Genomic DNA, 25,469 nt, shown 5'->3' on the forward strand with positions numbered 1-25,469 from the left:
CGCTGAGCCGCCTCATATGCGGCGGATGCAGCAGAACCCCAGAATCAGCCACCAAGGAGACCGAACCGTGAAGAGCGCCGTGGAGACCCTGAACCCGACCCGGGTTCGGCTCACTGTCGAGGTGCCCTTCGAGGAGCTCAAGGACAGCCTCGACGCGGCGTACAAGAAGATCAACCAGCAGGTCACGGTCAAGGGCTTCCGCAAGGGCAAGATCCCGGCCCGAGTGATCGACCAGCGGTTCGGCCGTGGTGCGGTGCTGGAGGAGGCCGTCAACGACGCCCTTCCGAAGTTCTACACCGAGGCGGTCAACGAGGCCGAGGTCAACCCGCTCGGTCAGCCCGAGGTCGACATCACCGAGCTGAAGGACGGCGAACTGCTCGCCTTCACCGCCGAGGTCGACATCCGCCCGGCCATCGAGATCCCGGACTACTCCGGTATCGAGGTCACCGTCGACGCCGTCGAGGTCACCGACGAGGACGTCGACAAGTCGGTGGAGCAGCTGCGCGAGCGCTTCGCCTCCACCAACCCGGTCGAGCGCGCCGCCGCCGAGGGCGACGTCGTGACGATCGACCTCGAGGCCAAGATCGACGGCGAGGTCCTGGAGGACGGCGTCGCGTCCGGCGTCCAGTACACGATCGGCTCCGGCGAACTGCTCGACGGCATCGACGAGGCCGTCACCGGCCTGGAGGCCGGCGGCGAGGCCACCTTCACCTCGCAGCTCAAGGGCGGCTCCGCCGAGGGCAAGGACGCCGAGGTCACCGTCAAGATCACCGCCGTCGCCGCCCGTGAGGTCCCCGAGCTCGACGACGACTTCGCGCAGCTGGCGAGCGAGTTCGACACCCTCGAGGAGCTCAGGGCGGACAGCCGCAAGCGCCTCGAGAACATGAAGCAGTACGACCAGGCCACCCAGGCCCAGGAGCGCGTCCTCGACGAGCTGCTGAAGCTGGCGGAGGTCCCGATCCCCGAGAAGCTGCTCGAGGACGAGATCAACACCCGCAAGCACAACCTGGAGCACCACCAGCTCGGCCAGATGGGCATCGACCTCGGCAAGTACCTGGAGATCCAGGGCAAGACCGAGGAAGAGTTCGACGCCGAGACCAAGGAGCAGGCCGAGAAGGGCATCAAGACGCAGTTCATCCTCGATGAGCTCGTCAACAAGGAGAAGCTGAACGTCAACCAGGAGGAGCTCACCGAGCACCTCATGCGGCGCGCTGCCTCCTCCGGCATGAGCCCCGACCAGTTCGCCCAGGCCGTCGTCGAGGGCGGCCAGGTGCCGATGCTCGTCGGCGAGGTCGCCCGCGGCAAGGCACTGGCCGTGGTCGTCGAGGCCTCGAAGGTCGTCGACACCAACGGTGAGGTCGTCGACCTGGAGGACGACGAGGACGAGACCGAGGCCGCCGCCGAGACGGTCGAGGCCGTCGCCGAGGGCGAGGACGCCTCCGAGGCGTCCGAGGAGAAGAACGAGGCCTGAGCCTCGCGCTGACCCGTACACCGGGCCCCGGACGCTGCACGCGCCCGGGGCCCGGTCCGTACCGCCCGGGGCCCCTCGTGAGCCTCCGGTTACCTTGCGCTCCGAGCGAACAGTTCGGGAAGCGGGATGGCGTTGTCCGACCTGCGCGTTAGGGTCCATGAATACGAGGGCAGGGGAGTCCCCGCCCCCAGTACGAAGACGCTGAGACGGCCGAAGCCGTCAGAGACGAGCAGGTGGATACGTGACGAATCTGATGCCTAACGCCGCGGGTGAGCCGTCCATCGGTGGTGGCCTCGGCGACCATGTCTACAACCGGCTGCTCGGTGAGCGGATCATCTTCCTCGGCCAGCAGGTCGACGACGAGATCGCCAACAAGATCACGGCGCAGATGCTCCTCCTGGCCGCCGACCCGGAAAAGGACATCTACCTCTACATCAACAGCCCCGGCGGCTCGGTGACGGCCGGCATGGCGATCTACGACACCATGCAGTACATCCCGAACGACGTGGTGACGATCGGTATGGGCATGGCGGCCTCGATGGGCCAGTTCCTGCTGACCGGCGGCACCGCGGGCAAGCGCTTCGCGCTCCCCAACACCGACATTCTGATGCACCAGGGTTCGGCCGGCATCGGCGGCACTGCCTCGGACATCAAGATCCAGGCCGAGTACCTGCTCCGTACGAAGACGCGCATGGCGGAGATCACCGCCCGGCACTCCGGCCAGACCGTCGAGACGATCATCCGGGACGGTGACCGCGACCGCTGGTACACCGCGGAAGAAGCCAAGGACTACGGCCTCATCGACGAGATCATCTCCGCCGCATCGGGCGTTCCGGGCGGCGGCGGCACCGGCGCCTGAGCCGTACTGCCCCAGCCCCCGCCCGCTGAACGCCACCAGGATGGTGAACACCCATATGAGTAACTTCTCCGCGAGCGGCCTCTACACCGGCCCGCAGGTGGACAACCGCTACGTCGTCCCGCGCTTCGTCGAACGCACCTCGCAGGGCGTGCGTGAGTACGACCCGTACGCGAAGCTCTTCGAGGAGCGCGTGATCTTCCTCGGCGTGCAGATCGACGACGCCTCCGCCAACGACGTCATGGCGCAGCTGCTGTGCCTGGAGTCGATGGACCCGGACCGCGACATCTCCATCTACATCAACAGCCCCGGCGGCTCGTTCACGGCTCTGACGGCCATCTACGACACGATGCAGTTCGTGAAGCCGGACATCCAGACGGTCTGCATGGGCCAGGCGGCCTCCGCCGCGGCCGTGCTGCTCGCCGCCGGCACCCCCGGCAAGCGGATGGCCCTGCCGAACGCCCGGGTGCTGATCCACCAGCCGTCCTCGCAGACCGGCCGTGAGCAGCTCTCCGACCTGGAGATCGCGGCCAACGAGATCCTGCGCATGCGCACCCAGCTCGAGGAGATGCTGGCCAAGCACTCCACGACGCCGATCGAGAAGATCCGCGACGACATCGAGCGCGACAAGATCCTGACCGCCGAGGACGCGCTTGCGTACGGCCTCGTCGACCAGATCGTGTCGACCCGTAAGAGCACCGCAGCAGCGGCCGCCTGACGGGTCCGGCGCCCTTGGCGCGGAGCACGACAATGTGAACCGCGCCAAGGGGGGCCCGAACGGGGGGCCAGGCAAGGTACCGTCGGATATGAGGCACCAGGAGCCGGCTGAACCAAGCTGCTCCCAGGCGAAGGGGAAGCACCTCGTGGCACGCATTGGTGATGGCGGCGACCTGCTCAAGTGCTCGTTCTGCGGAAAGAGCCAGAAGCAGGTGAAGAAGCTCATCGCAGGCCCCGGTGTGTACATCTGCGACGAGTGCATCGACCTCTGCAACGAGATCATTGAGGAGGAGCTCGCCGAGACCTCCGAAGTGCGGTGGGAGGAACTGCCCAAGCCGCGCGAGATCTACGAGTTCCTCGAGGGCTACGTCGTCGGGCAGGAGCCCGCGAAGAAGGCCCTCTCGGTAGCGGTCTACAACCACTACAAGCGCGTCCAGGCCGGCGAGAACGGCGGCGCGCAGAGCCGGGACGACGCGATCGAACTGGCCAAGTCCAACATCCTGTTGCTCGGGCCCACCGGGTCCGGCAAGACCCTTCTCGCTCAGACGCTGGCCCGGATGCTCAATGTCCCGTTCGCCATTGCCGATGCGACGGCGCTGACGGAGGCGGGCTATGTCGGCGAGGACGTCGAGAACATCCTGCTCAAGCTGATCCAGGCCGCCGACTACGACGTCAAGAAGGCCGAGACCGGGATCATCTACATCGACGAGATCGACAAGGTCGCCCGGAAGAGCGAGAACCCGTCGATCACCCGTGATGTGTCGGGCGAGGGCGTCCAGCAGGCCCTGCTGAAGATCCTGGAGGGCACGACGGCCTCCGTGCCCCCGCAGGGCGGACGCAAGCACCCGCACCAGGAGTTCATCCAGATCGACACGACGAACGTGCTCTTCATCGTGGGCGGCGCCTTCGCCGGCCTGGAGAAGATCATCGAATCGCGTGCGGGCGCGAAGGGCATCGGCTTCGGCGCGACGATCCGCTCCAAGCGCGAGATCGAGGCGAGCGACCAGTTCCAGGAGGTCATGCCGGAGGACCTGGTGAAGTTCGGCATGATCCCGGAGTTCATCGGCCGCCTCCCGGTCATCACCTCGGTCCACAACCTGGACCGCGAGGCACTGCTGAAGATCCTGGTGGAGCCGCGCAACGCGCTGGTGAAGCAGTACCAGCGCCTGTTCGAACTGGACGGCGTGGAGCTGGACTTCGACCTCCCGGCGCTGGAGGCGATCGCCGACCAGGCGATCCTGCGCGGCACGGGCGCGCGGGGCCTGCGGGCCATCATGGAAGAGGTCCTGATGTCGGTGATGTACGAGGTCCCCTCGCGCAAGGACGTCGCCCGGGTGGTCATCACGGCGGACGTGGTGCACAACAATGTGAACCCGACGCTGGTGCCGCGGGAGCCGCGGATCGTGAAGAACGACGGGCGTCACGAGAAGTCGGCGTAGCGCTCAGACCTGCGAAGGGGCGCCCGGCCAGTTAACTGGCCGGGCGCCCCTTCGTGTTGGATCACACCTTGGTGCGCGAGGTGCTGTAGAGCTTGGCGGCCAGCTCGGCGACCTGGTTCTGCGGCATGCCCTTGCCGCCCGTGAGGACCAGCGACATGTCGTAGGCCTGCACCATGCCGATGGTGCTGTAGTCGGCCCAGACGCACACCGGGAACTCGGCCTCCGTGGGCCCCTTCGACGTCCCAGGCTTCTTGCTCGAATCCGTGAGCTTTGCCGTCTGGCACTTCATCAGAGCGCCCTTGAAACCGGAGGGCTTCACGGACTCGGCGCTGCCGAGGAGTTCGATCTTGACGTCATCGCCACTCTCGTCCCCCTCCTTAATACCCCGGAAGTACCCGTCGATGGCCTTCTCGGGATCGGAGATCTCCCCCCAGAGGCCGCTGAGCTGCAGCATCTTCCCATTCAGCGGGTCGTCCGCTGAACCGGACTTGTACGTTGCGCCCACCTCCGTCGGGTTCTTGATGCCAAGGCTGTCAGCCTGCTTCTTGTCCTTTTCGGACAGGGATGCCGACTTGTCGGAACCTGACTTCTTGTAGTCGTCGACCGACGCGGCAGGCGTGATCTTGTAGCCCTTCGTGTCAGCCGAGACGTCCCCGTTCCCGCCGCCACTACCACCCAGCAGGAAGTACGCGCCGCCGCCGATCACCGCGAGCGCCACCACCGCGGCCACCACGATCAGGCCCGTCTTCTTCTTCGGCGCGGCCGGCGGGGGCGGGACCTGGCCGCCGCCGTAGGGCTGGCCGTACTGGGGCTGCTGACCGTACGGGCCCGGCTGCTGGGGCTGGCCCCACTGGCCGGGCTGCTGCTGCGGGGGGACGCCCTGCGGAGGCTGCTGCGGGTATCCGTAGCCGGGCTGCGGAGGCTGCTGCTGCGGGTACCCGTAGCCGGGCTGCGGGGCCTGCGGCGGCTGCTGGCCGTAGGGACCCGGCTGACCGTACGGTCCGGGCTGCTGAGGCTGGCCGCCGTACGGGCCCGGCTGGTTGTAGCTCATTCCTGCGTTCCCCTCCAGATACTTATGTGATTCGAACATCCTGGCCCAAGCACCGATGCCATGGGGCGGCGGGGGTCACACCGTTACGGAAGATTCCCGTTTCAGTACGGCCCTGTGACACCTCTAAACTGTGCCCGTGACCGAGAACACTCAGCAGCAGCCAGCCAGCAACCCCGAACTGCCGACCCAGTACGCGCCGGCCCAGGTAGAGGGGAAGCTGTACGAGCGCTGGGTAGAGCGCGGTTACTTCTCGGCGGATCCGAAGAGCGAGAAGCCGGCGTACACCATCGTCATTCCGCCGCCGAACGTCACGGGCTCGCTGCACCTGGGCCATGCCTTCGAGCACACGCTGATCGACGCCCTCACCCGCCGCAAGCGGATGCAGGGGTACGAGACGCTGTGGCAGCCCGGCATGGACCACGCCGGTATCGCCACCCAGAACGTCGTCGAGCGCGAGTTGGCGAAGGAAGGCAAGTCCCGCCACGATCTCGGCCGCGAGGCGTTCGTCGAGCGCGTCTGGCAGTGGAAGGCGGAGTCCGGAGGGCAGATCTCCGGCCAGATGCGCCGCCTCGGCGACGCCGTCGACTGGAGCCGCGAGCGCTTCACCATGGACGAGGGCCTCTCCCAGGCTGTCCAGACGATTTTCAAGAAGCTCTATGACGACGAACTGATCTACCGCGCCGAGCGCATCATCAACTGGTGCCCGCGCTGCCTGACGGCCATTTCGGACATCGAGGTGGAGTACCAGGACGACGAGGGCGAACTGGTCTCGATCCGCTACGGAGACGGCGACGCGTCGATCGTCGTCGCGACGACCCGGGCCGAGACGATGCTCGGTGACACCGCGGTCGCGGTCCACCCCGATGACGAGCGCTACGCCCACCTCGTCGGCACGGAGATTGAGCTGCCGCTCACCGGCCGCCGGATCCCCGTCGTGGCCGACACGCACGTCGACCCCGAGTTCGGCACGGGCGCCGTCAAGGTGACGCCCGCCCACGACCCGAACGACTTCGAGATCGGCCAGCGGCACGGCCTGCCCAACCTCGCGATCATGGACGAGCACGCGGTCATCACCGCGCACGGCCCGTTCCAAGGTCTTGACCGGCTCGAGGCCCGTTCCACGATCGTCGGCGCGCTGCGCGCCGAGGGCCGCATCGTCGCCGAGAAGCGCCCGTACACGCACTCCGTCGGCCACTGCTCGCGCTGCAAGACGACGATCGAGCCGCGCCTGTCCATGCAGTGGTGGGTCAAGGTCGGCCCGCTCGCCCAGGCCGCGGGCGACGCGGTCCGCGACGGCCGGGTGAACATCCACCCGAAGGAGATGGAGTCCCGGTACTTCGGCTGGGTCGACAACCTGCACGACTGGTGCATCTCGCGCCAGCTGTGGTGGGGCCACCGCATCCCCGTCTGGTACGGGCCGAACGGCGAGGTCGTCTGCGTCGGACCGGACGAGCAGCCGCCGACGGGCGAGGGCTGGACCCAGGACACCGATGTCCTGGATACCTGGTTCTCCTCCGGCCTGTGGCCCTTCTCCACCCTCGGCTGGCCCGAACAGACCGAGAGCCTCGAGAAGTTCTATCCGAACTCCGTCCTGGTCACCGGGTACGACATCCTTTTCTTCTGGGTCGCCCGGATGATGATGTTCGGCCTGTACGCGATGGACGGCACCCCGCCGTTCCACACCATCGCCCTGCACGGCATGGTCCGCGACCAGTTCGGCAAGAAGATGTCGAAGTCCTTCGGCAACGCGGTCAACCCGCTGGACTGGATGGACACTTACGGCTCCGACGCCGTGCGGTTCACGCTGGCCCGCGGTGCCAACCCGGGGGTGGATGTCCCGATCGGCGAGGACTGGGTCCAGGCCTCCCGCAACTTCGCCAACAAGATCTGGAACGCGACCCGCTTCGCGCTGATGAACGGCGCAACGGTGGAAGGCGAACTGCCGCCCACCGAGCAGCTGTCGGCGGCCGACCGGTGGATCCTCTCCCGGCTGGGCGAGACCGTGGCCGAGGTCGACGCGCACTACGAGGACTACCAGTTCTCGAAGTTGTCCGACGCCCTCTACCACTTCGCGTGGGACGAGGTCTTCGACTGGTACGTCGAGCTGTCCAAGACCACGTACTTCGCGGGCGGCGAGCAGGCGCGCGTCTCCGGCCGCGTCCTGGGCGAGGTCCTCGACGTGACCCTGCGGCTGCTGCACCCGATCGTCCCCTTCGTCACCGAGACGCTGTGGACCACGCTCACCGGCAGGGAGTCGATCGTCATCGCCGACTGGCCGGGCGACAGCGGCTTCCGTGACGCCGCGGCCGAGCGGGAGATCGAGCTGGTCCAGCGGGTCGTCACCGAGGTCCGCCGGTTCCGGTCCGACCAGGGGCTCCAGCCGGGCCAGAAGGTCCCGGCCAGGCTCACTCTGGACGGCACCGCGCTGGCGCCGCACGAGGCCGCGATCCGGCAGCTGCTGCGGCTGCAGCCGGAGGGCGAGGGTTTCAGCGCGACGGCGACCCTGCCGGTCGCGGGGGCCACGGTCGCCCTCGACCTGTCCGGCACGATCGACGTCGGCGCGGAGCGCAAGCGTCTCGCGAAGGATCTGGCGGCGGCCGAGAAGGAGAAGTCGCAGGCACAGGCGAAGCTCGGCAACGAGGCGTTCCTCGGGAAGGCTCCGGACAACGTGGTCGAGAAGATCCGTACGCGGCTTGCGAAGGCCGAGGAGGACATCGAGCGGATCACGGCTCAGCTGGACCGGCTGCCGCAGTCGTAGCCGTACGCCGGATTCGGCAGGTGTGAGAGGCCCCGGGAAACCCCGGGGCCTCTCGTGCGTCCGGGGACCGACAGCGCCGAACGGGGCGGGGCGAACATCCTGTCAGTGCTCCTCCGTAGACTGGGCGGCGTGAGTGAGCAGCCCGACCCATTCGACGCGATCGTCGACTCCGAGACCGACCGTGACCCCGATCTGGCGGTGATCGAGGCCGGCAGCCGTACCCTGCGCGCACAGTCCGGGTCGCCGCAGGGCGATCCCGTGCCCGCCAGGCCCGCAGACCCGGAGGTGGACAAGTCGCTGCGCGAGGTCGAGGCAGACCTGGCGACACGCTGGGGCGAGACCAAGCTGGAGCCGTCCGTTGCCCGTATCTCGGCGCTGATGGACGTGCTGGGTGAGCCCCAGCGTGCGTACCCCTCGATCCACATCACGGGGACGAACGGCAAGACGTCCACGGCCCGCATGATCGAGGCCCTGCTCGCCGCCTTCGACCTGCGCACCGGGCGGTACACCTCGCCGCACGTGCAGTCGGTCACCGAGCGGATCAGCCTGGACGGCGCCCCCATCGAGGCCGAGCGTTTCATCGAGACGTACAACGACATCAAGCCGTATGTCGAGATGGTCGACGCGGCCCAGGAATTCCGGCTGTCCTTCTTCGAGGTGCTCACCGCAATGGCGTACGCCGCCTTCGCCGATGCGCCCGTGGACGTGGCGGTCGTCGAGGTCGGCATGGGCGGCAGCTGGGACGCGACGAACGTCATCGACGGGTCGGTCGCCGTCGTCACGCCCATCGATCTGGACCACACGGACCGGCTCGGCGCCACTCCCGCCGAGATCGCCGTCGAAAAGGCGGGGATCGTCAAGCAGGACGCGACGGTCATCCTGGCGCAGCAGCCCGTGGACGCCGCGCAGGTGATGCTGAAGAAGGCCGTCGAGGTCGACGCCACGGTCGCCCGTGAGGGCATGGAGTTCGGCGTGGTCTCCCGGGAAGTCGCCGTCGGCGGTCAGCTGGTGACCCTGCGCGGACTCGGCGGGGAGTACGGCGAGATCTTCCTCCCGCTGTACGGGGCGCACCAGGCGCACAACGCCGCGGTGGCGCTCGCGGCGGTCGAGGCGTTCTTCGGCATCGGCTCCGAGCACGCCCGCACGCTGGACCTGGACACGGTCCGCAAGGCGTTCGCCGCGGTGACGTCGCCGGGCCGTCTGGAGGTCGTACGCCGCAGCCCCACGGTCGTTCTGGACGCCGCGCACAACCCGGCGGGCGCCCGCGCGTGTGCCGACGGGATCACCGAGTCGTTCGGCTTCTCGCGCCTCATCGGCGTCGTCGGCGCGAGCGACGACAAGGATGTGAGGGCGCTCCTCGAAGCCTTCGAGCCGATCTTCGTGGAAGTCGTCGTCACTCAGAACTCCAGCCATCGCGCGATGGACGCGGACGAGCTCGCCGCGGTCGCGGTCGAGGTCTTCGGCGACGACCGGGTGGTCGTGGAGCCGCGACTCGACGACGCGCTGGAGGCGGCGATCACGCTCGCCGAGGAGGAGTCGGAGTTCGCGGGCGCGGGTGTGCTGGTGACCGGCTCCGTGATCACGGTCGGCGAGGCCCGGCTGCTCCTGGGAAAGGGCTGACATCCGATGCGTACGCTCTGTGCTTCGACCCTGATCGGCGAGTTCTTCGTGATCGGTTTCGCCGGCCTCGTGGCCATGAAGTCCGACGACCTGTCGGTGGCGACGGTCTGGACGGTCAGCGGCATCGGGATGCTGCTCTCGGTGCTGCTCTGCGGGATGATCGGCCGCCCCGGCGGGGTTCAGCTCGGCTGGGCGCTCCAGATCGGGCTGATCGCGAGCGGCTTCGTGGTGCCGACGATGTTCTTCCTGGGCGCCGTCTTCGCGGGCCTGTGGTGGGCCTCGGTCCGCTACGGCCGCAAGATCGACGAGGCCAAGGCGAAGTGGGCGGCGCAGACGGGCTGAGCGGGAGGTACCCCCGTCCCGGGACCCGCGCAGCCCTCGGGCCCCGTGTGAGAGCGGGGTCCGGGGCGGAGACCCGGCAGACACACCGGTAGCCTCGGACTTCCGCACATCCGTTTTCAAGGAGCCCCCACGTGAGCCAGCGCACGCTCGTCCTGCTCAAGCCCGACGCCGTACGCCGCGGCCTGATCGGCGAGATCATCGGCCGTATCGAAGCCAAGGCCGGCTGGACCATCAGCGCGCTGGAGCTGCGCACCCTCGATCAGGAGATCCTGGAGCAGCACTACGGCGAGCACAAGGGCAAGCCTTTCTACGAGCCGCTGGTCGAGTTCATGGCCTCCGGCCCGGTCGTCGCGCTCGTCGTCGAGGGTGAGCGGGTCATCGAGGGCCTGCGCGCGCTCGCCGGCCCGACCGACCCGATCGCTGCCGCGCCCGGCTCCATCCGTGGGGACTTCGGCACCATCGTGCGGGAGAATCTCATCCACGCCTCGGACTCCGAGGAGTCCGCCATTCGGGAACTCAAGATTTTCTTCCCCGGACTTTCCTGATTGGCCGTCAGCCATACAGAGCTCTCCACCTGGGGCGACCGATGGAATTTCGGTCGCCCCACGGTGTACATGAGCTCTTTGCGGGAACGCATCGCTCCGACACCTCGTCACCTATACAGAGGTGGACTCACCGCGCGGTGTCCGTGCAGGCGGCACTACGATGAAGCCTCCACGCCACAGCACCCACCTCGCCGTCCTAAAAAGCCATCAACGCTCGATTTGGGAAGGCCAGACGCATCCTCATGGGGAACAACATGTCGTTCATCGGCCGTGACATGGCTGTCGACCTCGGGACCGCCAACACGCTGGTGTACGTCAGGGGCCGGGGGATCGTCCTCAACGAGCCGTCCGTCGTCGCCATCAACACCAACACGGGCGGCATTCTCGCGGTCGGCGCCGAGGCGAAGAAGATGATCGGCCGGACACCGGGCAACATCGTTGCCGTCCGGCCGCTGAAGGACGGCGTCATCGCCGACTTCGAGATCACCGAACGGATGCTCCGCTACTTCATCCTGAAGATCCACAAGCGCCGGTACCTCGCCCGCCCGCGTGTTGTCGTCTGTGTGCCCTCCGGCATCACGGGCGTCGAGCGCCGCGCGGTCATCGAGGCGTCGACGCAGGCGGGCGCCCGCCAGGTGCACATCATCGAGGAGCCCATGGCCGCGGCCATTGGTTCCGGACTCCCGGTCCATGAAGCCACCGGCAATATGGTCGTCGACATCGGCGGCGGCACCACCGAAGTCGCCGTGATCTCGCTCGGCGGAATCGTCACAGCACAGTCCATCCGCGTCGCCGGCGACGAGCTGGACAACGCGATCATCCAGCACATCAAGAAGGAGTACTCCCTCCTGCTCGGTGAGCGGACCGCCGAGAGCATCAAGATCACCATCGGCTCCGCGTACGACATGGACAAGGACGAGCACACCGAGATCCGCGGCCGTGACCTCGTCTCCGGTCTGCCGAAGACCGTGGTCATCTCGGCCGCCGAAGTCCGCAAGGCGATCGAGGAACCGGTCAACGCGATCGTCGACGCCGTCAAGACCACGCTCGACAAGTGCCCGCCGGAGCTCTCCGGCGACGTCATGGACCGCGGCATCGTCCTCACGGGCGGTGGCGCCCTGCTGCGCGGCCTCGACGAGCGGCTGCGCCGCGAGACCGGCATGCCCATCCATATCGCCGAGGACCCGCTGGACTCGGTGGCCCTCGGATCCGGAAAGTGTGTGGAGGAGTTCGAGGCGCTCCAGCAGGTACTGGACGCCCAGCCCCGCCGCTAGGGGAACTCGGGGATCGGCACGATCCTCCCCCCGCGCCCCTGGTGGGCGCGGGGGACCCCCGTACGGGTGCCTGCCAACCCGTACAGCGGATCGTTGGTATACAGACATCGACATTCCTACGAGGAAGGCACGGCCGCCGCACGTGAGGGACACACGAGAGAGCCGGCTGCTCCTGGTGCTGCTGATCGCCATCGCGTTCGCTTTGATCACGGTGGATATCCGCGGAGGCGAGGATTCACCGGTCGACGGCGCCCGGCAGGCCGCCGCCACGGTCTTCGGACCCGTCGAGAACGGCGTCGCGACAGCGATCGACCCGATCGGCAACGCGATCGGGGCCGTACGTGACTCCGGCAAGCGTCATGACCGCATCAGCGAACTGGAGCACGAGAACGCCGCGCTGAAGCAGCGGCTCGGCAGCGACGACCGTAACCGCAGTCGGGCCAATGAGCTCGACAGCATGCTCAAGAAGGCCGGCGCGGGCCAGTACGGCATCAAGGGCGCCGAGGTGATCGCCATAGGAGCGGCCCAGGGCTTCTCCTGGACGGTGACCATCGACGTCGGCGCGAACGACGGCATCAAGCGCGACATGACCGTACTCAACGGCGACGGGCTCGTCGGCCGGGTCACCACGGTCGGCCCCGAGACCGCGACCGTACTGCTCGCCAACGACCCGAAATTCACGGTCGGCACCCGGATGGAGAAGACCGACGAACTGGGCTTCGCCACCGGCCAGGGCGACCGGCCGCTGCTGGTCCAGCTGCTCAACGGAAAGTCCAAGGTGAAGAAGGGGGACCGGCTCGTCACCTTCGGCTCGCAGGCCGACAAGCCGTTTGTGCCCGGCGTCCCGGTCGGCGAGGTCGTCCGCGTCGACCCCTCCGGCGGCGACCTCACCCGGAATGTCTACGTCCGCCCGTTCGTGGGCTTCACCAAGCTCGACATCGTCGGCGTGGTCGTCGTGGCCCCCCGGTCCGATCCGCGCGACACGGTTCTGCCGCCCAAGCCGGCCGCCCCGAAGCCGACGCCGACGGTCACGGTGACGGTCACCCCCTCGCCCGGCGAAGACGCCGCCCAGGACGACGTCAGTGCGGCCGACCAGAACGACCAGCGGTAGGAGCTGATCCGTCATGCGTTTCAACCGGATGCTGCTCTCCACGACGCTCGTCGTGGTCGCCCTCGTCGTCCAGGTCTCCGTCCTCGCCCGCCTCCAGCTCCCCGGCGCCGTCCCCGACCTGCTGCTGCTCGTCGTCCTCGGACTCGCCTTCGTGTACGGGCACATGGCAGGCGCCTTCATCGGATTCGGCGCGGGACTGCTCGCCGACCTCGCCCCGCCCGCCGACCACGCCGCCGGGCGCTATGCCCTCGTGCTCTGTGTGATCGGCTACCTCGCCGGCCTGGTGCGCCCCGAGAACGGCCAGCTCAGGTCGGCCACCGGACCGATGTTCGTGGTCGTCGCCGCGGCCGTCGGATCGACGCTGCTGTACGCGAGCGTGGGCGCCCTCGTCGGCGACACGGCGGCCCGCCATGTGGGCCTGGGCAGCCTGCTGTTCACCGCCGCCGTCTACGACCTGCTGCTTGCGCCCTTCACCGTGCCGCTGATCATGGCGCTCGCCAGACGTGCCGACAACGATCCGCTCGCCGAGAGCCAGAACGGCGGCGGGGACGTCACCACCGGCTGGCGCGCCTCCGGCACCGGACTGCGCATCGGCAACCAGCGCGGCGGACTGCGCGGCAAGGCCGCCAGGACCCGGGCGGCACGGGCCGGACGGATCAAGGGAGTCAAGCGACTGTGACCGAGGGGGCAGCGGCGTGAGCAATATTCCGGAGACCGGGCGGACCCCCCGGGTCCAGATCCGGCTTGTCGTCATCCAGGTACTGGTCTTCTCCCTCCTGTTCACCCTCGGCGGACGTCTGTGGTACCTCCAGATCCGCAACGGCCAGGAGTACACCGACGAGGCCAAGAGCAACCACGTCCAGCAGGTCGTCCAGCCCGCCGTGCGCGGCTCGATCCTCGACGCCCGCGGCGTCCCCCTCGCCGACAACGAGACCCGTCTCGTCGTCTCCGCGTCCCGCACCGAGCTGCTGAAGATGAAGGACGACGGCAAGGGCGTCCTCACCAGGCTCGCGGGCGTCCTCGGCCTGAAGCCGAAGGACGTCAGGGACAAGGTCAGGCTCTGCGACGCCAAGACCCCGCAGCCCTGCTGGAACGGTTCGCCTTACCAGCCCATCCCGGTCACCGACGAGGCCACCACCCAGCAGGCCCTGCAGATCCGGGAGCGCGCCGAGGACTTCCCCGGCATCACCGCCGAGCCCACTGCCGTACGCCGCTACACCGCGCCCGGCAAGGCCAACACCGCGCAGGTCCTCGGCTATCTCTCGCCCGTCACGGACGAGGAGATCACCAAGGCCAAGGACACCGACTCGCCCTTCCTCCGCTCCGACCAGGTCGGCCGCTCGGGCATCGAGCGCACCTACGACAAGGAGCTGCGCGGCAAGGCCGGAGTGACCCGCTACGAGGTCGACAACCTCGGCCGGGTCATCGGCCAGGCCGACAAGGACGAGGCCCAGCCCGGCGCCAACCTCGTCACCTCCATCGACGCGCGCGTCCAGGGCGTCGCGGAGTACGAGCTCAACGAGGCGATGAAGACCGCCCGCCTGGAGACCGACCGGAACACCGGCGAGAAGTACAAGGCGGATGCCGGCGCCGTCGTGGTGATGGAGAACAAGACCGGCCGGATCGTCTCGATGGCCTCGCAGCCGACGTACGACCCCAACTCCTGGGTCGGCGGCATCTCCGGCAAGGACTACGCCAAGCTCACCGGCAAGGACTCCAACTATCCGCTGCTCAACCGCGCGATCCAGGGCCAGGCGGCCCCGGGCTCGATCTTCAAGGTGATCTCGTCGACGGCCGCGGTCAACGCCGGCTACCCGTTCGACGGCGACTACCCCTGCCCCAGCTCGTACTCCGTCGGCGGCCAGGTCTTCAAGAACTTCGAGTCGAAGGGCTACGGCAGCATCACCCTCGGCAGGGCCCTGGAGGTCTCCTGCGACACCGTCTTCTACGGCCTCGCCCACCGGGAGTGGCAGAAGGACGGCGGCATCAAGCCCAAGAAGCACACCAACGACTGGTTCTACAAGACCGCCCACCAGTTCGGCCTCGGCAAGGAGACCGGCATCGACCTCCCCAACGAGGTCAAGGGCCGCGTCCCGGACCGTCAGTGGAAGCAGAGCTTCTGGGAGGCCAACAAGGACGGCTGGTGCAAGCAGGGCAAGAAGGACGGCGACTACGTCGAGAAGATCGCGTACGAGAACTGCCTCGAAGGCAACCGGATGCGAGCCGGTGACTCCGTCAACTACTCCATCGGCCAGGGCGACACCCTTGTCACCCCCATCCAGATGGCCACGATCTACGCGGCCATCGCCAACGGAGGAACCCTGTACAACCCGACCATCGGCAAGGCCGTCATCAGCGCGGACGGCAGGACCGTCCAGGAGATCAAGCCGAAGTCCCACGGCAAGCTGCCCATGGACGCCGACACCCGGTCGCAGATAGACAAAGCCCTCGCGGGAGTCACCACCCGCGGATCGGCCGCCTGGCGCTTCGGCGGCTGGCCGCAGGACAAGATCCCGATGCACGCCAAGACGGGTACCGCCGAGGTCTACGGCAAGCAGACGACCTCCTGGTTCGTCTCGTACACCAGCGACTACACGATCATCATGACCATCGCCCAGGGCGGTACGGGATCCGGTGCCTCGGGTCCCGCCGTGCGCAAGATCTACGAGGCGATGTACGGACTCGACGAGGAAGGCGGCCAGGACCTGAAGAAGGCCCTGCTGCCCGCGCCGCAGACTTCCCTGCCGAAGATCCAGCCGGACGGCTCCATCGACGCCCCGGAGATCAAGCCGTACGAGCCGGCGGAGAAGCCGTCCCCGGACGAGAACCAGCAGCTCGCGGGCCCGCCCGCGCGGAGGGACTGAGCCATGGCCGGCACGAATGGCTTCTCCGTCTCCGGATACGGGCCCAAGCGCGGCGGCCTGTGGTCCCAGCTGTCCGCCCGCGACTCAGTGGTGCGCAAGCTCGACTGGCCGCTGCTGTGCTCCGCGATCGCGCTCTCCTTCGTGGGCTCGCTGCTGGTGTGGTCGGCGACCCGGAACCGCGAAACGCTCAACCAGGGCGACCCGTACTACTTCCTGTTCCGCCATGTGCTCAACACCGGCATCGGGTTTGCCCTGATGGTCGGCACGATCTGGCTCGGGCACCGCACCCTGCGCGGCGCGGTCCCCGTCCTCTACGGGCTGTCCGTGGTGCTCGTGCTGCTGGTGCTCACGCCGCTCGGCGCGACCATCAACGGCGCGCACGCCTGGATCGTGATCGGCGGCGGATTCTCCCTGCAGCCCTCGGAGTTCGTGAAGATCACGATCATTTTGGGGATGGCGATGATGCTGGCCGCGCGCGTCGACGCGGGCGACCTCGCCCATCCGGACCACCGGACCGTCGCCAAGTCCCTGGGGCTCGCTGCCCTGCCCATGGCCATCGTCATGCTGATGCCGGACCTCGGCTCGGTGATGGTCATGGCGGTCATCGTGCTCGGGGTGCTGCTCGCCTCCGGCGCCTCCAACCGCTGGATCCTCGGGCTGATCGGGGCCGGAGTCATCGGCGCGGTGCTGGTCACCGCGCTCGGACTGCTCGACGAGTACCAGCTCAACCGCTTCGCGGCGTTCGCCAACCCGGAGCTCGACCCGGCGGGCGTCGGCTACAACACCAATCAGGCGCGGATCGCGATCGGCTCCGGCGGACTGACCGGCACCGGCCTGTTCAAGGGCTCCCAGACGACGGGCCAGTTCGTCCCCGAACAGCAGACGGACTTCGTCTTCACGGTCGCCGGCGAGGAACTCGGCTTCCTCGGGGCCGGCCTGATCCTGCTGCTGCTCGGCGTGGTGCTGTGGCGCGCCTGCCGCATCGCACGCGAGACGACCGAGCTGTACGGCACGATCGTCGCCGCCGGGATCATCGCCTGGTTCGCCTTCCAGTCCTTCGAGAACATCGGGATGACCCTCGGCATCATGCCGGTGGCGGGTCTGCCGCTGCCGTTCGTGTCGTACGGAGGCACGTCGATGTTCGCGGTCTGGATCGCGGTCGGGCTGCTCCAGTCGATCCGGGTGCAGCGGCCGATAACGGCATAGCGCGTGTAGTGGAAGTCCCGCCCGCCCCGCGGCCGGGAGGCATCCGAAACGCGCCCCGGGTGAACACCCGGGGCTGCCACGCAGGCTCCCAGGCAACTAGATTCGGTTCATGGCGGATACGAAGCGCGAGATCGAGCGAAAGTACGAAGCCACCCCCGAGACCCGGCTGCCGGACCTGACCCGGGTGCCCGGAGTGTCGGCCGTCATCGACAAAGGCGTCGCCGAGCTCGACGCCGTCTACTACGACACGGCCGACCTGCGTCTCGCCGCCGCCTCCATCACCCTCCGCCGCAGAACCGGCGGTGACGATGCGGGCTGGCACCTCAAACTGCCCGTCGCACCCGGCGTACGGGACGAGATCACCGCGCCGCTGTCCGAGCAGATCCCACGGACGCTCACGAACCTGGTCCGCGCCCGCACACGCGACGCCGAACCCGCCCCCGTGGTGCGACTTCTGTCCTCCCGCGACATCCGCCACCTGGTCGATGCCGACGGCAAGCTGCTCGCCGAGCTGAGCCGCGACTCGGTCCGCGCCGAGCGCCTCACCGACGGCGGCCGCACCGCCGCCTGGGACGAGATCGAGGTCGAGCTCGCCGACGACGGAGACCCGGCCTTTCTGGACGCGGTCGACAAGAAGCTCCGCAAGGCCGGCCTGAAACCGGCCGCGGCACCGTCGAAACTCGCCAGGGCGCTGGCGGAGACCGCGCCCAAGGCGGGCAAGCGCGCGACGCGTGAGGGCCCGGCCGCCGAGCAGCCACCAGGGACCGCCACAGCCGAGCCGGCACCGGACACCGCAGGCGCGTACATCCTCGCCTACCTGCGGGAACAGCGCGACGCCCTGCTCGCGTACGACCCCGCCGTGCGCCGCGACCTGCCCGACTCCGTCCACCAGATGCGGGTCGCCACCAGGCGGCTGCGCAGCGCGTTCCGTTCGTACCGCAAGATCATCGATCGCGCCGTCACCGACCCGATCGGCGAAGAGCTCAAGTGGCTCGCCGCGGAGCTGGGCGTCGCCCGTGACCAGGAAGTGCTCACCGAGCGGCTCAAGTCCCGGATCGACGCCGTGCCCCGGCCCCTGCTGCTCGGCCCGGTGCGCGGGCGGCTGCGCATCTGGACCGTCGCCCACGGCTCGGGCTCCCGGCGCCGGGCCGTCGCCGTGCTCGACAGCAATCGCTACCTCGCACTCCTCGACTCCCTGGACACGCTGCTCGCCGACCCACCGCTGCTCAAGGCGGCGGGCGGCGCGGGCGCCAGGGTGATCCCCAAGGCGATCCTCAAGGACTTCGACCGGCTCGCTGCCCGGATCGACCACGCCCTGGAGCTCCCGGCCGGAGAGGCACGCGACCTTGCCATGCACGACGCCCGCAAGGCCGCCAAGCGCGCCAGGTACGCGGGCGAGGCGGCGACGCCCGCGCTCGGCAAGGCGGCCAAGAAGTTCGCCAAACGGATGAAGGCCGTGCAGACGGTCCTCGGCGACCACCAGGACAGCGTGGTGGCCCGGGAGGCCCTGCGGAATCTCGCCATCCAGGCCCATGCGGCGGGGGAGAGCGCGTTCACATGGGGCCTCCTGTACGGACAGGAGCAGGCGCAGGCGGCCGAGCGCGAGCGGGAGCTGCCCGAGGTCTGGCACAAGGCAGCGGATCCGGATCTTCGGGCGGCGCTGGCGGGCTGAACGTCAAGGTAGCCTTGATGGTCACCCTTGCCCGCTCACGAAGGTTCGCGAGATGCCTGCCGACTCCGTCTTTCCTCAGCTCGAGGCGTTGCTCCCGCACGTCCAGAAGCCGATCCAGTACGTCGGCGGAGAACTCAACTCCACGGTGAAGCCGTGGGACGACTGCGATGTCCGCTGGGCCCTCATGTACCCCGACGCGTACGAGGTCGGACTGCCCAACCAGGGCGTCATGATCCTCTACGAGGTACTGAACGAGCGCGAGGGCGTGCTCGCCGAGCGCACGTACAGCGTCTGGCCGGACCTCGAAGAGCTGATGCGGGAGCACAAGGTCCCGCAGTTCACCGTGGACTCGCACCGCCCCGTCCGCGCCTTCGACGTCTTCGGGCTGAGCTTCTCCACCGAGCTCGGCTACACCAACATGCTCACCGCCCTCGACCTCGCGGGCATCCCGCTGGAGTCCAAGGACCGGACCCTGGACGACCCGATCGTGCTCGCGGGCGGCCACGCCGCCTTCAACCCCGAGCCGATCGCGGACTTCATCGACTGCGCGGTCATCGGCGACGGCGAGCAGGCCGTGCTCGACATGACCGGGATCATCCGCGCCTGGAAGGCCGAGGGCCGCCCGGGCGGGCGCGAGGAGGTCCTCTTCCGCCTCGCCAGGACCGGCAATGTCTATGTGCCGGCCTTCTACGACGTCGAGTACCTGCCCGACGGCCGCATCGGCCGCGTCGTCCCGAACAAGTCGGGCGTCCCGTGGCGCGTGTCCAAGCACACCGTCATGGACCTCGACGAATGGCCGTACCCCAAGCAGCCGCTCGTGCCGCTCGCCGAGACCGTCCATGAGCGGATGTCCGTCGAGATCTTCCGCGGCTGCACCCGCGGCTGCCGCTTCTGCCAGGCCGGCATGATCACGCGCCCCGTGCGGGAGCGAAGCATCACCGGCATCGGCGACATGGTGGAGAAGGGCCTCAAGGCGACCGGCTTCGAGGAGGTCGGCCTGCTGTCGCTGTCCTCGGCGGACCACAGCGAGATCGGCGACATCGCGAAGGGCCTGGCCGACCGGTACGAGGAGGACAAGATCGGCCTGTCCCTCCCGTCCACCCGCGTCGACGCCTTCAACGTCGACCTGGCCAACGAGCTGACGCGCAACGGCCGCCGCTCGGGTCTGACCTTCGCCCCCGAGGGCGGCTCCGAGCGCATGCGCAAGGTCATCAACAAGATGGTCTCCGAAGAGGACCTGATCCGTACGGTCTCGACGGCGTACGGCAACGGCTGGCGTCAGGTGAAGCTGTACTTCATGTGCGGCCTGCCGACCGAGACCGACGAGGACGTGCTGCAGATCGGCGACATGGCGGTCAACGTCATCGCCGAGGGCCGCAGGGTCTCCGGCCAGAACGACATCCGCTGCACTGTCTCCATCGGCGGCTTCGTGCCCAAGCCGCACACGCCCTTCCAATGGGCCCCGCAGCTGTCGGCCGAGGAGACGGACGCGCGTCTGGCGAAGCTGCGCGACAAGATCCGCGGCGACAAGAAGTACGGCCGCTCGATCGGCTTCCGCTACCACGACGGCAAGCCGGGCATCGTCGAGGGCCTGCTCTCCCGCGGCGACCGCCGCGTCGGCGCGGTGATCCGCGCGGTGTACGAGGACGGCGGCCGCTTCGACGGCTGGCGCGAGTACTTCTCGTACGACCGCTGGATGGCCTGCGCCGAGAAGACGCTGCCGGCCTTCGGCGTGGACGTCGACTGGTACACGACGCGTGAGCGCACATACGAAGAGGTCCTGCCCTGGGACCACTTGGACTCCGGTCTCGACAAGGACTGGCTCTGGGAGGACTGGCAGGACGCGCTCGACGAGACGGAGGTCGAGGACTGCCGCTGGACGCCGTGCTTCGACTGCGGTGTCTGCCCGCAGATGGATACTTGGCCACAAGTAAGTAACAGCGGGAAGAAGTTGCTGCCGCTGACGGTCAAGAAAGACGCTGCGACCAGCGGACACGGGCACTGAGGTGAGCGAGGCGTTAGGCCGCATCGCCCAAGCTCTTGCAGACGCCAGCGAGAGCGAAGTAGTCGCCGTGCTGGGTGCCGTCGGTGTCTCGGGTAGCCGGACGCCGCTCAAGGGAGACGGAGACGCGCCCAGGACGCCACTGCCGCCGCAGGGAAGCCCATCAGGCATCCATTCAGAGGTTGAGTGGGTCTGAGGGGGGTCTGAGGGGCCAGGCAGTGCCTTGGGCCTGTCGCTGGCGGGATGTCCACGCACCTTTGGCCGCCCCGGTGATGCCCCTCCCGCCGGCCGGTCAGGTCGCCGTCCATGCTCACCATCAAATGGAGGCGGACTCGTGTGCTGTCGCTGGGCGGTCACGCCAAGACGGCGTGAAGATCGCCGGTGGTGGCGTTAAGACGGCGCGAAGATTCGGGCGCCGTTCGGCTGGACGCGTTGGCTGCCGGTTGTGTCGATATCGTTTAAGCGGCTGATCGTGGGCCGCCCGCTGAGTAGTGATCGTCTGGGTGAGCAGATGCTGCCCAAGCGGATCGCCCTGCCGGTTTTTGCCAGTGACCCCTTGTCGTCGGTGGCGTATGCGACGCAGGAGATCCTGCTGGTGCTCACGTTGGGCGGGCTGGCTTATCTGCACCTGGCGCCGTGGGTGGCGGCCGCAGTGGTGGTGCTGCTGGCGGTGGTGGTGCTGTCCTATCGGCAGGTGGTGCAGGCCTACCCGTCCGGCGGCGGATCCTACGAGGTGGCTTCCCGCAACCTGGGTCCGTGGGCGGGGCTGGTGGTGGCGTCGGCGCTGATGGTGGACTACGTGATGACGGTGGCCGTGTCGGTGGCGGCCGGCGTGGACAACATCATTTCCGCCGTGCCGGCACTGGGCCCGTACCGGGTGGCGGTGAACCTGGGCTTCGTGGCGCTGCTGACCGCGATGAACCTGCGCGGGGTCCGCGAGTCGGGGCGGCTGTTCGCGGTGCCGACCTATCTGTTCATCGCCGGGGTGCTGGCGATGGTGGTCATCGGGCTGCTGCAGGCGGCCTTCGGTCACGCGCCGGTGGCCGAGAGCGCCGGCTGGCAGGTCCACGCCGAGCCCGGAAGCCTAGGACTGACGGGCATGGCTTTGGTGCTGCTGGCGTTGCGGGCGTTCTCCTCTGGCTGTACCGCGCTGACCGGTGCGGAGGCGATCTCCAATGGGGTGCCCGCGTTTAGGCCGCCCAAGGCACGTAACGCGGCCACCACGATGGCGGTGATGGGTGGGCTGTCGATCACCATGTTCGCTGGGATCACGGCGCTGGCCCTGATCGCGGATGTGCGCTATGTCGAGGATGCCTGCCAGTTGGTGGGTTTCCCCGGGGACTGTGCGACCGGGAGCCAGCGCACGGTGATTGCTCAGATCGCTGCGGCGGTGTTCGGCGGCACGGACACGGTGATGTTCTTCTACATCCAGGCCGCGACCGCTTTGATCCTGATCCTGGCGGCCAACACCGCCTTCAACGGTTTCCCGCTGCTGGCGGCGATCCTGGCCGAGCACCGCTACCTGCCGCGCCAGTTGCACACCCGCGGGGACCGGCTTGCGTTCTCCAACGGCATCGTCATCCTCGCCGTGGTCGCCGCAATCCTGATCTATGCCTTCGACGGGTCGGTGACCCGTCTGATCCAGCTCTACATCCTGGGTGTGTTCACCTCCTTCACCCTGTCCCAGGCCGGCATGGTGCGGCACTGGAATCGTGAGCTGGCCGCCCAGAGCGATCCTGTGCAGCGACGGCGCATTCACCGATCCCGGGCGATCAACGCGGTGGGCGCCTGCCTGACCGCGCTGGTGCTGGTCGTGGTGCTGGTCACCAAGTTCTCCCACGGCGCCTACCTCGTGGTGATCGCCATGCCGGTGCTGTACGCGATGATGCGCGGCATCCGACGCCACTACGACCGGGTGGCCCGCGAGCTGCGTCCGCGGCCGGGCGGCATCGTGCTGCCCAGCCGCACCCACGCGGTGGTGCTGGTCTCCCAGCTGCACCAGCCCACCCTGCGCGCGCTGGGCTATGCCAAGGCCACCCGCCCGGACACCCTCACCGCGCTCACCGTCAAGATCAGTGAGGAAGAGGTGAGTGCACTGCGCGCCGAGTGGGACGAGCGGGAGATCTCGGTTCCGCTGACCGTGATGGCGTCCCCGTACCGTGACATCACCGGCTCGGTACTGGAGTACATTGCGCGCCTGCACCGCGACCACCCCCAGGACCTGATCGCCGTCTACATCCCCGAATACGTGGTCGGCCATTGGTGGGAGCAGCTGCTGCACAACCAGTCCGCACTGCGGCTGAAGGCCCGGCTGCTGTTTCAGCGTGGGGTGATGGTCACCAGCGTGCCGTGGCAGCTGGACTCCAGTGACCGCGTCCACCCGCAGCAGCCGCTGGACGATGCGCGCAGCGACACGCATAAGGTCGGTTAGCGTTGCGATCATGAAGGGCTCGAATGTGCGGCACAGCGGCGGCGGACAGAGTCGCAGGAGCGTGAGCCGGCGACTGGTCGCGGTCGGCGCCGCCGCGGCGGGCCTGGCGCTCCTGACCGCGGCCCTGGTCCCCGCCAGGGACTCGCTGTCGCTGGCCAGCATCGTGCTCATCTACCTCACCGCGGTGGTCATTGTCGCCGCCACCGGCGGCCTGCCCCTGGCCCTGGCGGCCGCGGTCACCTCGGGCGGGGTGGTCAACTTCTTCTTCGTGCCGCCCTTCCACACCCTGACCGTGGAAAGCCGTGATCTGGTCATCACCCTGGCCGTCTACGTGGTGGTCGCCACCACCGTCAGCGTCGCGGTCGACCTGGCTGCCCGGCAGCGCGCCGCCGCCGCCCGCAGAGGTGTCGAAGCTGCCTTGCTGGCCCGCATCACCGAGACGCCGCTGGAGGAACGACCGCTGAGTGCCGTGCTGGAGCACGTCCGGGACACCTTCGGCATGACCGGCGCCGCTCTGCTGGAAAACGACGCCGAAGGCGAGCACCCGGTCGCCGTCGTCGGTGAGACGCCATCGGCTGATCCGACACTGTCCGCACCAGCTGGCGACCACCTGCGGCTGGTGGCCGACGGGCCGCCCGTCTTCGCTGCCGACCAGCGCTTCCTCGTCCTGCTGGCCACGGCCGCCGCCCGCGCGCTGCAGGCCGAGCGCCTGGCCGCCCAGGCCGCCCGCGCACGGGAACTGACCGAGATCGACAACCTGCGGGCGGCCCTTCTGGCCGCCGTGGGCCACGACCTGCGCACCCCTCTCGCCGGCATTAAGGCGTGCGTGTCCAGCCTCCGCGAACCCGACCTGGAGCTCACCGACGCCCAGCAGGCCGAACTCCTGGCCACCGTGGACGCTTCCGCCGACAAAATGAACGACCTGGTGGAGAACCTCCTCGCGCTCAGCCGCCTGCAAGCCGGCGCCCTCAGCGTCCACCCCTGCGCCACCGCGCTGGATGAGATCACGGCGGCGGCCCTCCTGCACACCCCGCCACCCCTCGGCCGTACCGTCGACGTCGACGTCCCCGACGACCTGCCGCCCGCCTGGGCCGACCCCGGCCTGCTCGAACGAGTGATCGCCAACCTGGTCTCCAACGCGCTCCACGCAGGCCCGCCCAACCAGCCGGTCCACCTGTACGCCCACGCCACAGGCGACCGGGTCCATCTGAAGGTCACCGACCACGGCCCTGGTGTCCCCGCCGATCAGCGGGAGGGCATCTTCGCCCCCTTCCAACGCCTGGACGACCACACGACCCATCAGGGCCTGGGGCTGGGCCTGGCCATCGCCCGCGGTTTTACCGAAGCCATGAACGGCACCCTCACCCCCACCGACACACGCGGCGGCGGCCTGACTATGACCCTCACCCTCCCCACAGCACCATGACCCGCATCCTCATCGTCGACGACGACCCTCACCTGCTGCGCGCCCTGACCATCGCCCTCAACGCCCGCGGCTACCAGACCAACGCCGCCCCCGACGCCACCACCGCCCTACAGACCGCCGCCACCGCCGCCCCCGACCTGGCCGTCATCGACCTCGGCCTGCCCGACCGCGACGGCATCACCATCGTGGAAAGCCTGCGCGGCTGGTCCACCGCCCCGATCATCGTCCTGTCCGCCCGACACGACGAAACAGCCAAGATCAACGCCCTGGACGCCGGCGCCGACGACTACGTCACCAAACCCTTCGGCATGGGCGAACTCCTGGCCCGCATCCGCGCCGCCCTACGCCGCGCCACCCCCGCCGAGGAACAGCCCGTGATCGCCACAGCGGCCTTCACCATCGACCTGGCTGCCAAACGCGTCACCACCCCCACCGGCGAAACCCGGCTCACTCCCACCGAATGGCACCTGCTCGAAACCCTCGTCCGCAACTCAGGACGCCTGGTCACCCAACGCCAACTCCTCCACGAAGTCTGGGGACCACGCTACGAGAAGGAGACCAACTACCTGCGCGTCCACCTCGCCAACCTCCGCCGCAAACTCGAACCCGAACCCTCCCGCCCCCGCTACCTCATCACCGAACCCGGCATCGGATACCGCTTCATTCCCGATACCCCCGACTGAC

At 68.5% G+C, this 25,469-nt stretch carries 19 protein-coding genes; 18 read left to right on the forward strand and 1 reads right to left on the reverse strand.

Annotated features, from left to right (window positions below; all coding sequences use genetic code 11):
* Positions 1-67 precede the first annotated feature (67 nt).
* The 4 genes from tig to clpX all read left to right on the forward strand — a co-directional run bounded on the left by tig (position 68) and on the right by clpX (position 4,483).
* Entirely contained in the window at positions 68-1,471 is a 1,404-nt protein-coding gene (gene tig / locus ACQEVG_RS05555; protein ID WP_432977895.1) for a trigger factor, read from the forward strand.
* Between the two features lie 253 nt (positions 1,472-1,724).
* Positions 1,725-2,330 (forward strand): ATP-dependent Clp protease proteolytic subunit, encoded by a 606-nt coding sequence (locus tag ACQEVG_RS05560; RefSeq protein WP_360881024.1) that lies wholly within the window; start codon positions 1,725-1,727, stop codon positions 2,328-2,330.
* Positions 2,331-2,370: 40 nt separating this feature from the next.
* A complete protein-coding gene (locus ACQEVG_RS05565; protein ID WP_360880933.1) occupies positions 2,371-3,045 on the forward strand; it encodes an ATP-dependent Clp protease proteolytic subunit in 675 nt (224 codons plus the stop codon).
* Positions 3,046-3,190: 145 nt separating this feature from the next.
* Positions 3,191-4,483: an ATP-dependent Clp protease ATP-binding subunit ClpX gene (clpX, locus tag ACQEVG_RS05570; protein WP_432977898.1), complete on the forward strand. Its 1,293-nt coding sequence runs from the start codon at positions 3,191-3,193 to the stop codon at positions 4,481-4,483.
* A gap of 61 nt (positions 4,484-4,544) precedes the next feature.
* Here clpX and ACQEVG_RS05575 read toward each other — a convergent pair whose 3' ends face one another.
* On the reverse strand, positions 4,545-5,534 hold the full coding sequence (locus ACQEVG_RS05575; RefSeq protein WP_432977901.1) for a hypothetical protein: 990 nt from the start codon (positions 5,532-5,534) through the stop codon (positions 4,545-4,547).
* 136 nt (positions 5,535-5,670) lie between these two features.
* Between ACQEVG_RS05575 and ACQEVG_RS05580 the strand changes: the two genes are divergently transcribed.
* From ACQEVG_RS05580 to ACQEVG_RS05645, 14 genes are all read left to right on the forward strand, one after another.
* Complete coding sequence (locus tag ACQEVG_RS05580; protein WP_432977904.1) at positions 5,671-8,292, forward strand: valine--tRNA ligase; 2,622 nt, start codon at positions 5,671-5,673, stop codon at positions 8,290-8,292.
* Between the two features lie 129 nt (positions 8,293-8,421).
* Positions 8,422-9,912, forward strand: a complete 1,491-nt coding sequence (gene folC / locus ACQEVG_RS05585) for a bifunctional tetrahydrofolate synthase/dihydrofolate synthase (protein ID WP_432977907.1) — start codon at positions 8,422-8,424, stop codon at positions 9,910-9,912.
* Positions 9,913-9,918: 6 nt separating this feature from the next.
* Positions 9,919-10,254 carry a DUF4233 domain-containing protein gene (locus ACQEVG_RS05590; protein ID WP_432977910.1) on the forward strand — a complete coding sequence of 112 codons (336 nt, stop codon included), beginning with the start codon at positions 9,919-9,921 and terminating at the stop codon, positions 10,252-10,254.
* A 131-nt stretch (positions 10,255-10,385) separates the two neighbouring features.
* Entirely contained in the window at positions 10,386-10,799 is a 414-nt protein-coding gene (gene ndk, locus ACQEVG_RS05595) for a nucleoside-diphosphate kinase (protein ID WP_360880945.1), read from the forward strand.
* 254 nt (positions 10,800-11,053) lie between these two features.
* Complete coding sequence (locus tag ACQEVG_RS05600) at positions 11,054-12,073, forward strand: rod shape-determining protein (RefSeq protein ID WP_020610253.1); 1,020 nt, start codon at positions 11,054-11,056, stop codon at positions 12,071-12,073.
* A 142-nt stretch (positions 12,074-12,215) separates the two neighbouring features.
* Positions 12,216-13,184 (forward strand): rod shape-determining protein MreC, encoded by a 969-nt coding sequence (mreC, locus tag ACQEVG_RS05605; RefSeq protein WP_432977913.1) that lies wholly within the window; start codon positions 12,216-12,218, stop codon positions 13,182-13,184.
* A 13-nt stretch (positions 13,185-13,197) separates the two neighbouring features.
* Positions 13,198-13,863 carry a rod shape-determining protein MreD gene (gene mreD, locus ACQEVG_RS05610; protein ID WP_432977916.1) on the forward strand — a complete coding sequence of 222 codons (666 nt, stop codon included), beginning with the start codon at positions 13,198-13,200 and terminating at the stop codon, positions 13,861-13,863.
* A gap of 16 nt (positions 13,864-13,879) precedes the next feature.
* Positions 13,880-16,048 carry a penicillin-binding protein 2 gene (gene mrdA / locus ACQEVG_RS05615; protein ID WP_432977919.1) on the forward strand — a complete coding sequence of 723 codons (2,169 nt, stop codon included), beginning with the start codon at positions 13,880-13,882 and terminating at the stop codon, positions 16,046-16,048.
* 3 nt (positions 16,049-16,051) lie between these two features.
* A complete protein-coding gene (rodA, locus tag ACQEVG_RS05620; RefSeq protein WP_432977922.1) occupies positions 16,052-17,254 on the forward strand; it encodes a rod shape-determining protein RodA in 1,203 nt (400 codons plus the stop codon).
* Positions 17,255-17,363: 109 nt separating this feature from the next.
* The gene (locus ACQEVG_RS05625) at positions 17,364-18,926 is read left to right on the forward strand and encodes a CHAD domain-containing protein (RefSeq protein WP_432977925.1); all 1,563 of its coding nucleotides are present in this window, start codon (positions 17,364-17,366) and stop codon (positions 18,924-18,926) included.
* A gap of 52 nt (positions 18,927-18,978) precedes the next feature.
* Complete coding sequence (locus ACQEVG_RS05630; protein WP_432977928.1) at positions 18,979-20,931, forward strand: TIGR03960 family B12-binding radical SAM protein; 1,953 nt, start codon at positions 18,979-18,981, stop codon at positions 20,929-20,931.
* Between the two features lie 442 nt (positions 20,932-21,373).
* Positions 21,374-23,359, forward strand: coding sequence for an APC family permease (locus tag ACQEVG_RS05635; RefSeq protein WP_432977931.1), 1,986 nt, complete (start codon positions 21,374-21,376; stop codon positions 23,357-23,359).
* 10 nt (positions 23,360-23,369) lie between these two features.
* Complete coding sequence (locus tag ACQEVG_RS05640; protein ID WP_432977934.1) at positions 23,370-24,785, forward strand: sensor histidine kinase; 1,416 nt, start codon at positions 23,370-23,372, stop codon at positions 24,783-24,785.
* Positions 24,782-25,468 (forward strand): response regulator, encoded by a 687-nt coding sequence (locus ACQEVG_RS05645; protein WP_432977937.1) that lies wholly within the window; start codon positions 24,782-24,784, stop codon positions 25,466-25,468. Before ACQEVG_RS05640 ends, ACQEVG_RS05645 begins: the two co-directional genes overlap by 4 nt.
* Position 25,469 lies beyond the last annotated feature (1 nt).

It is taken from the genome of Streptomyces sp. CA-135486 (assembly GCF_050936555.1).
In the GTDB taxonomy this organism is placed as follows: domain Bacteria; phylum Actinomycetota; class Actinomycetes; order Streptomycetales; family Streptomycetaceae; genus Streptomyces.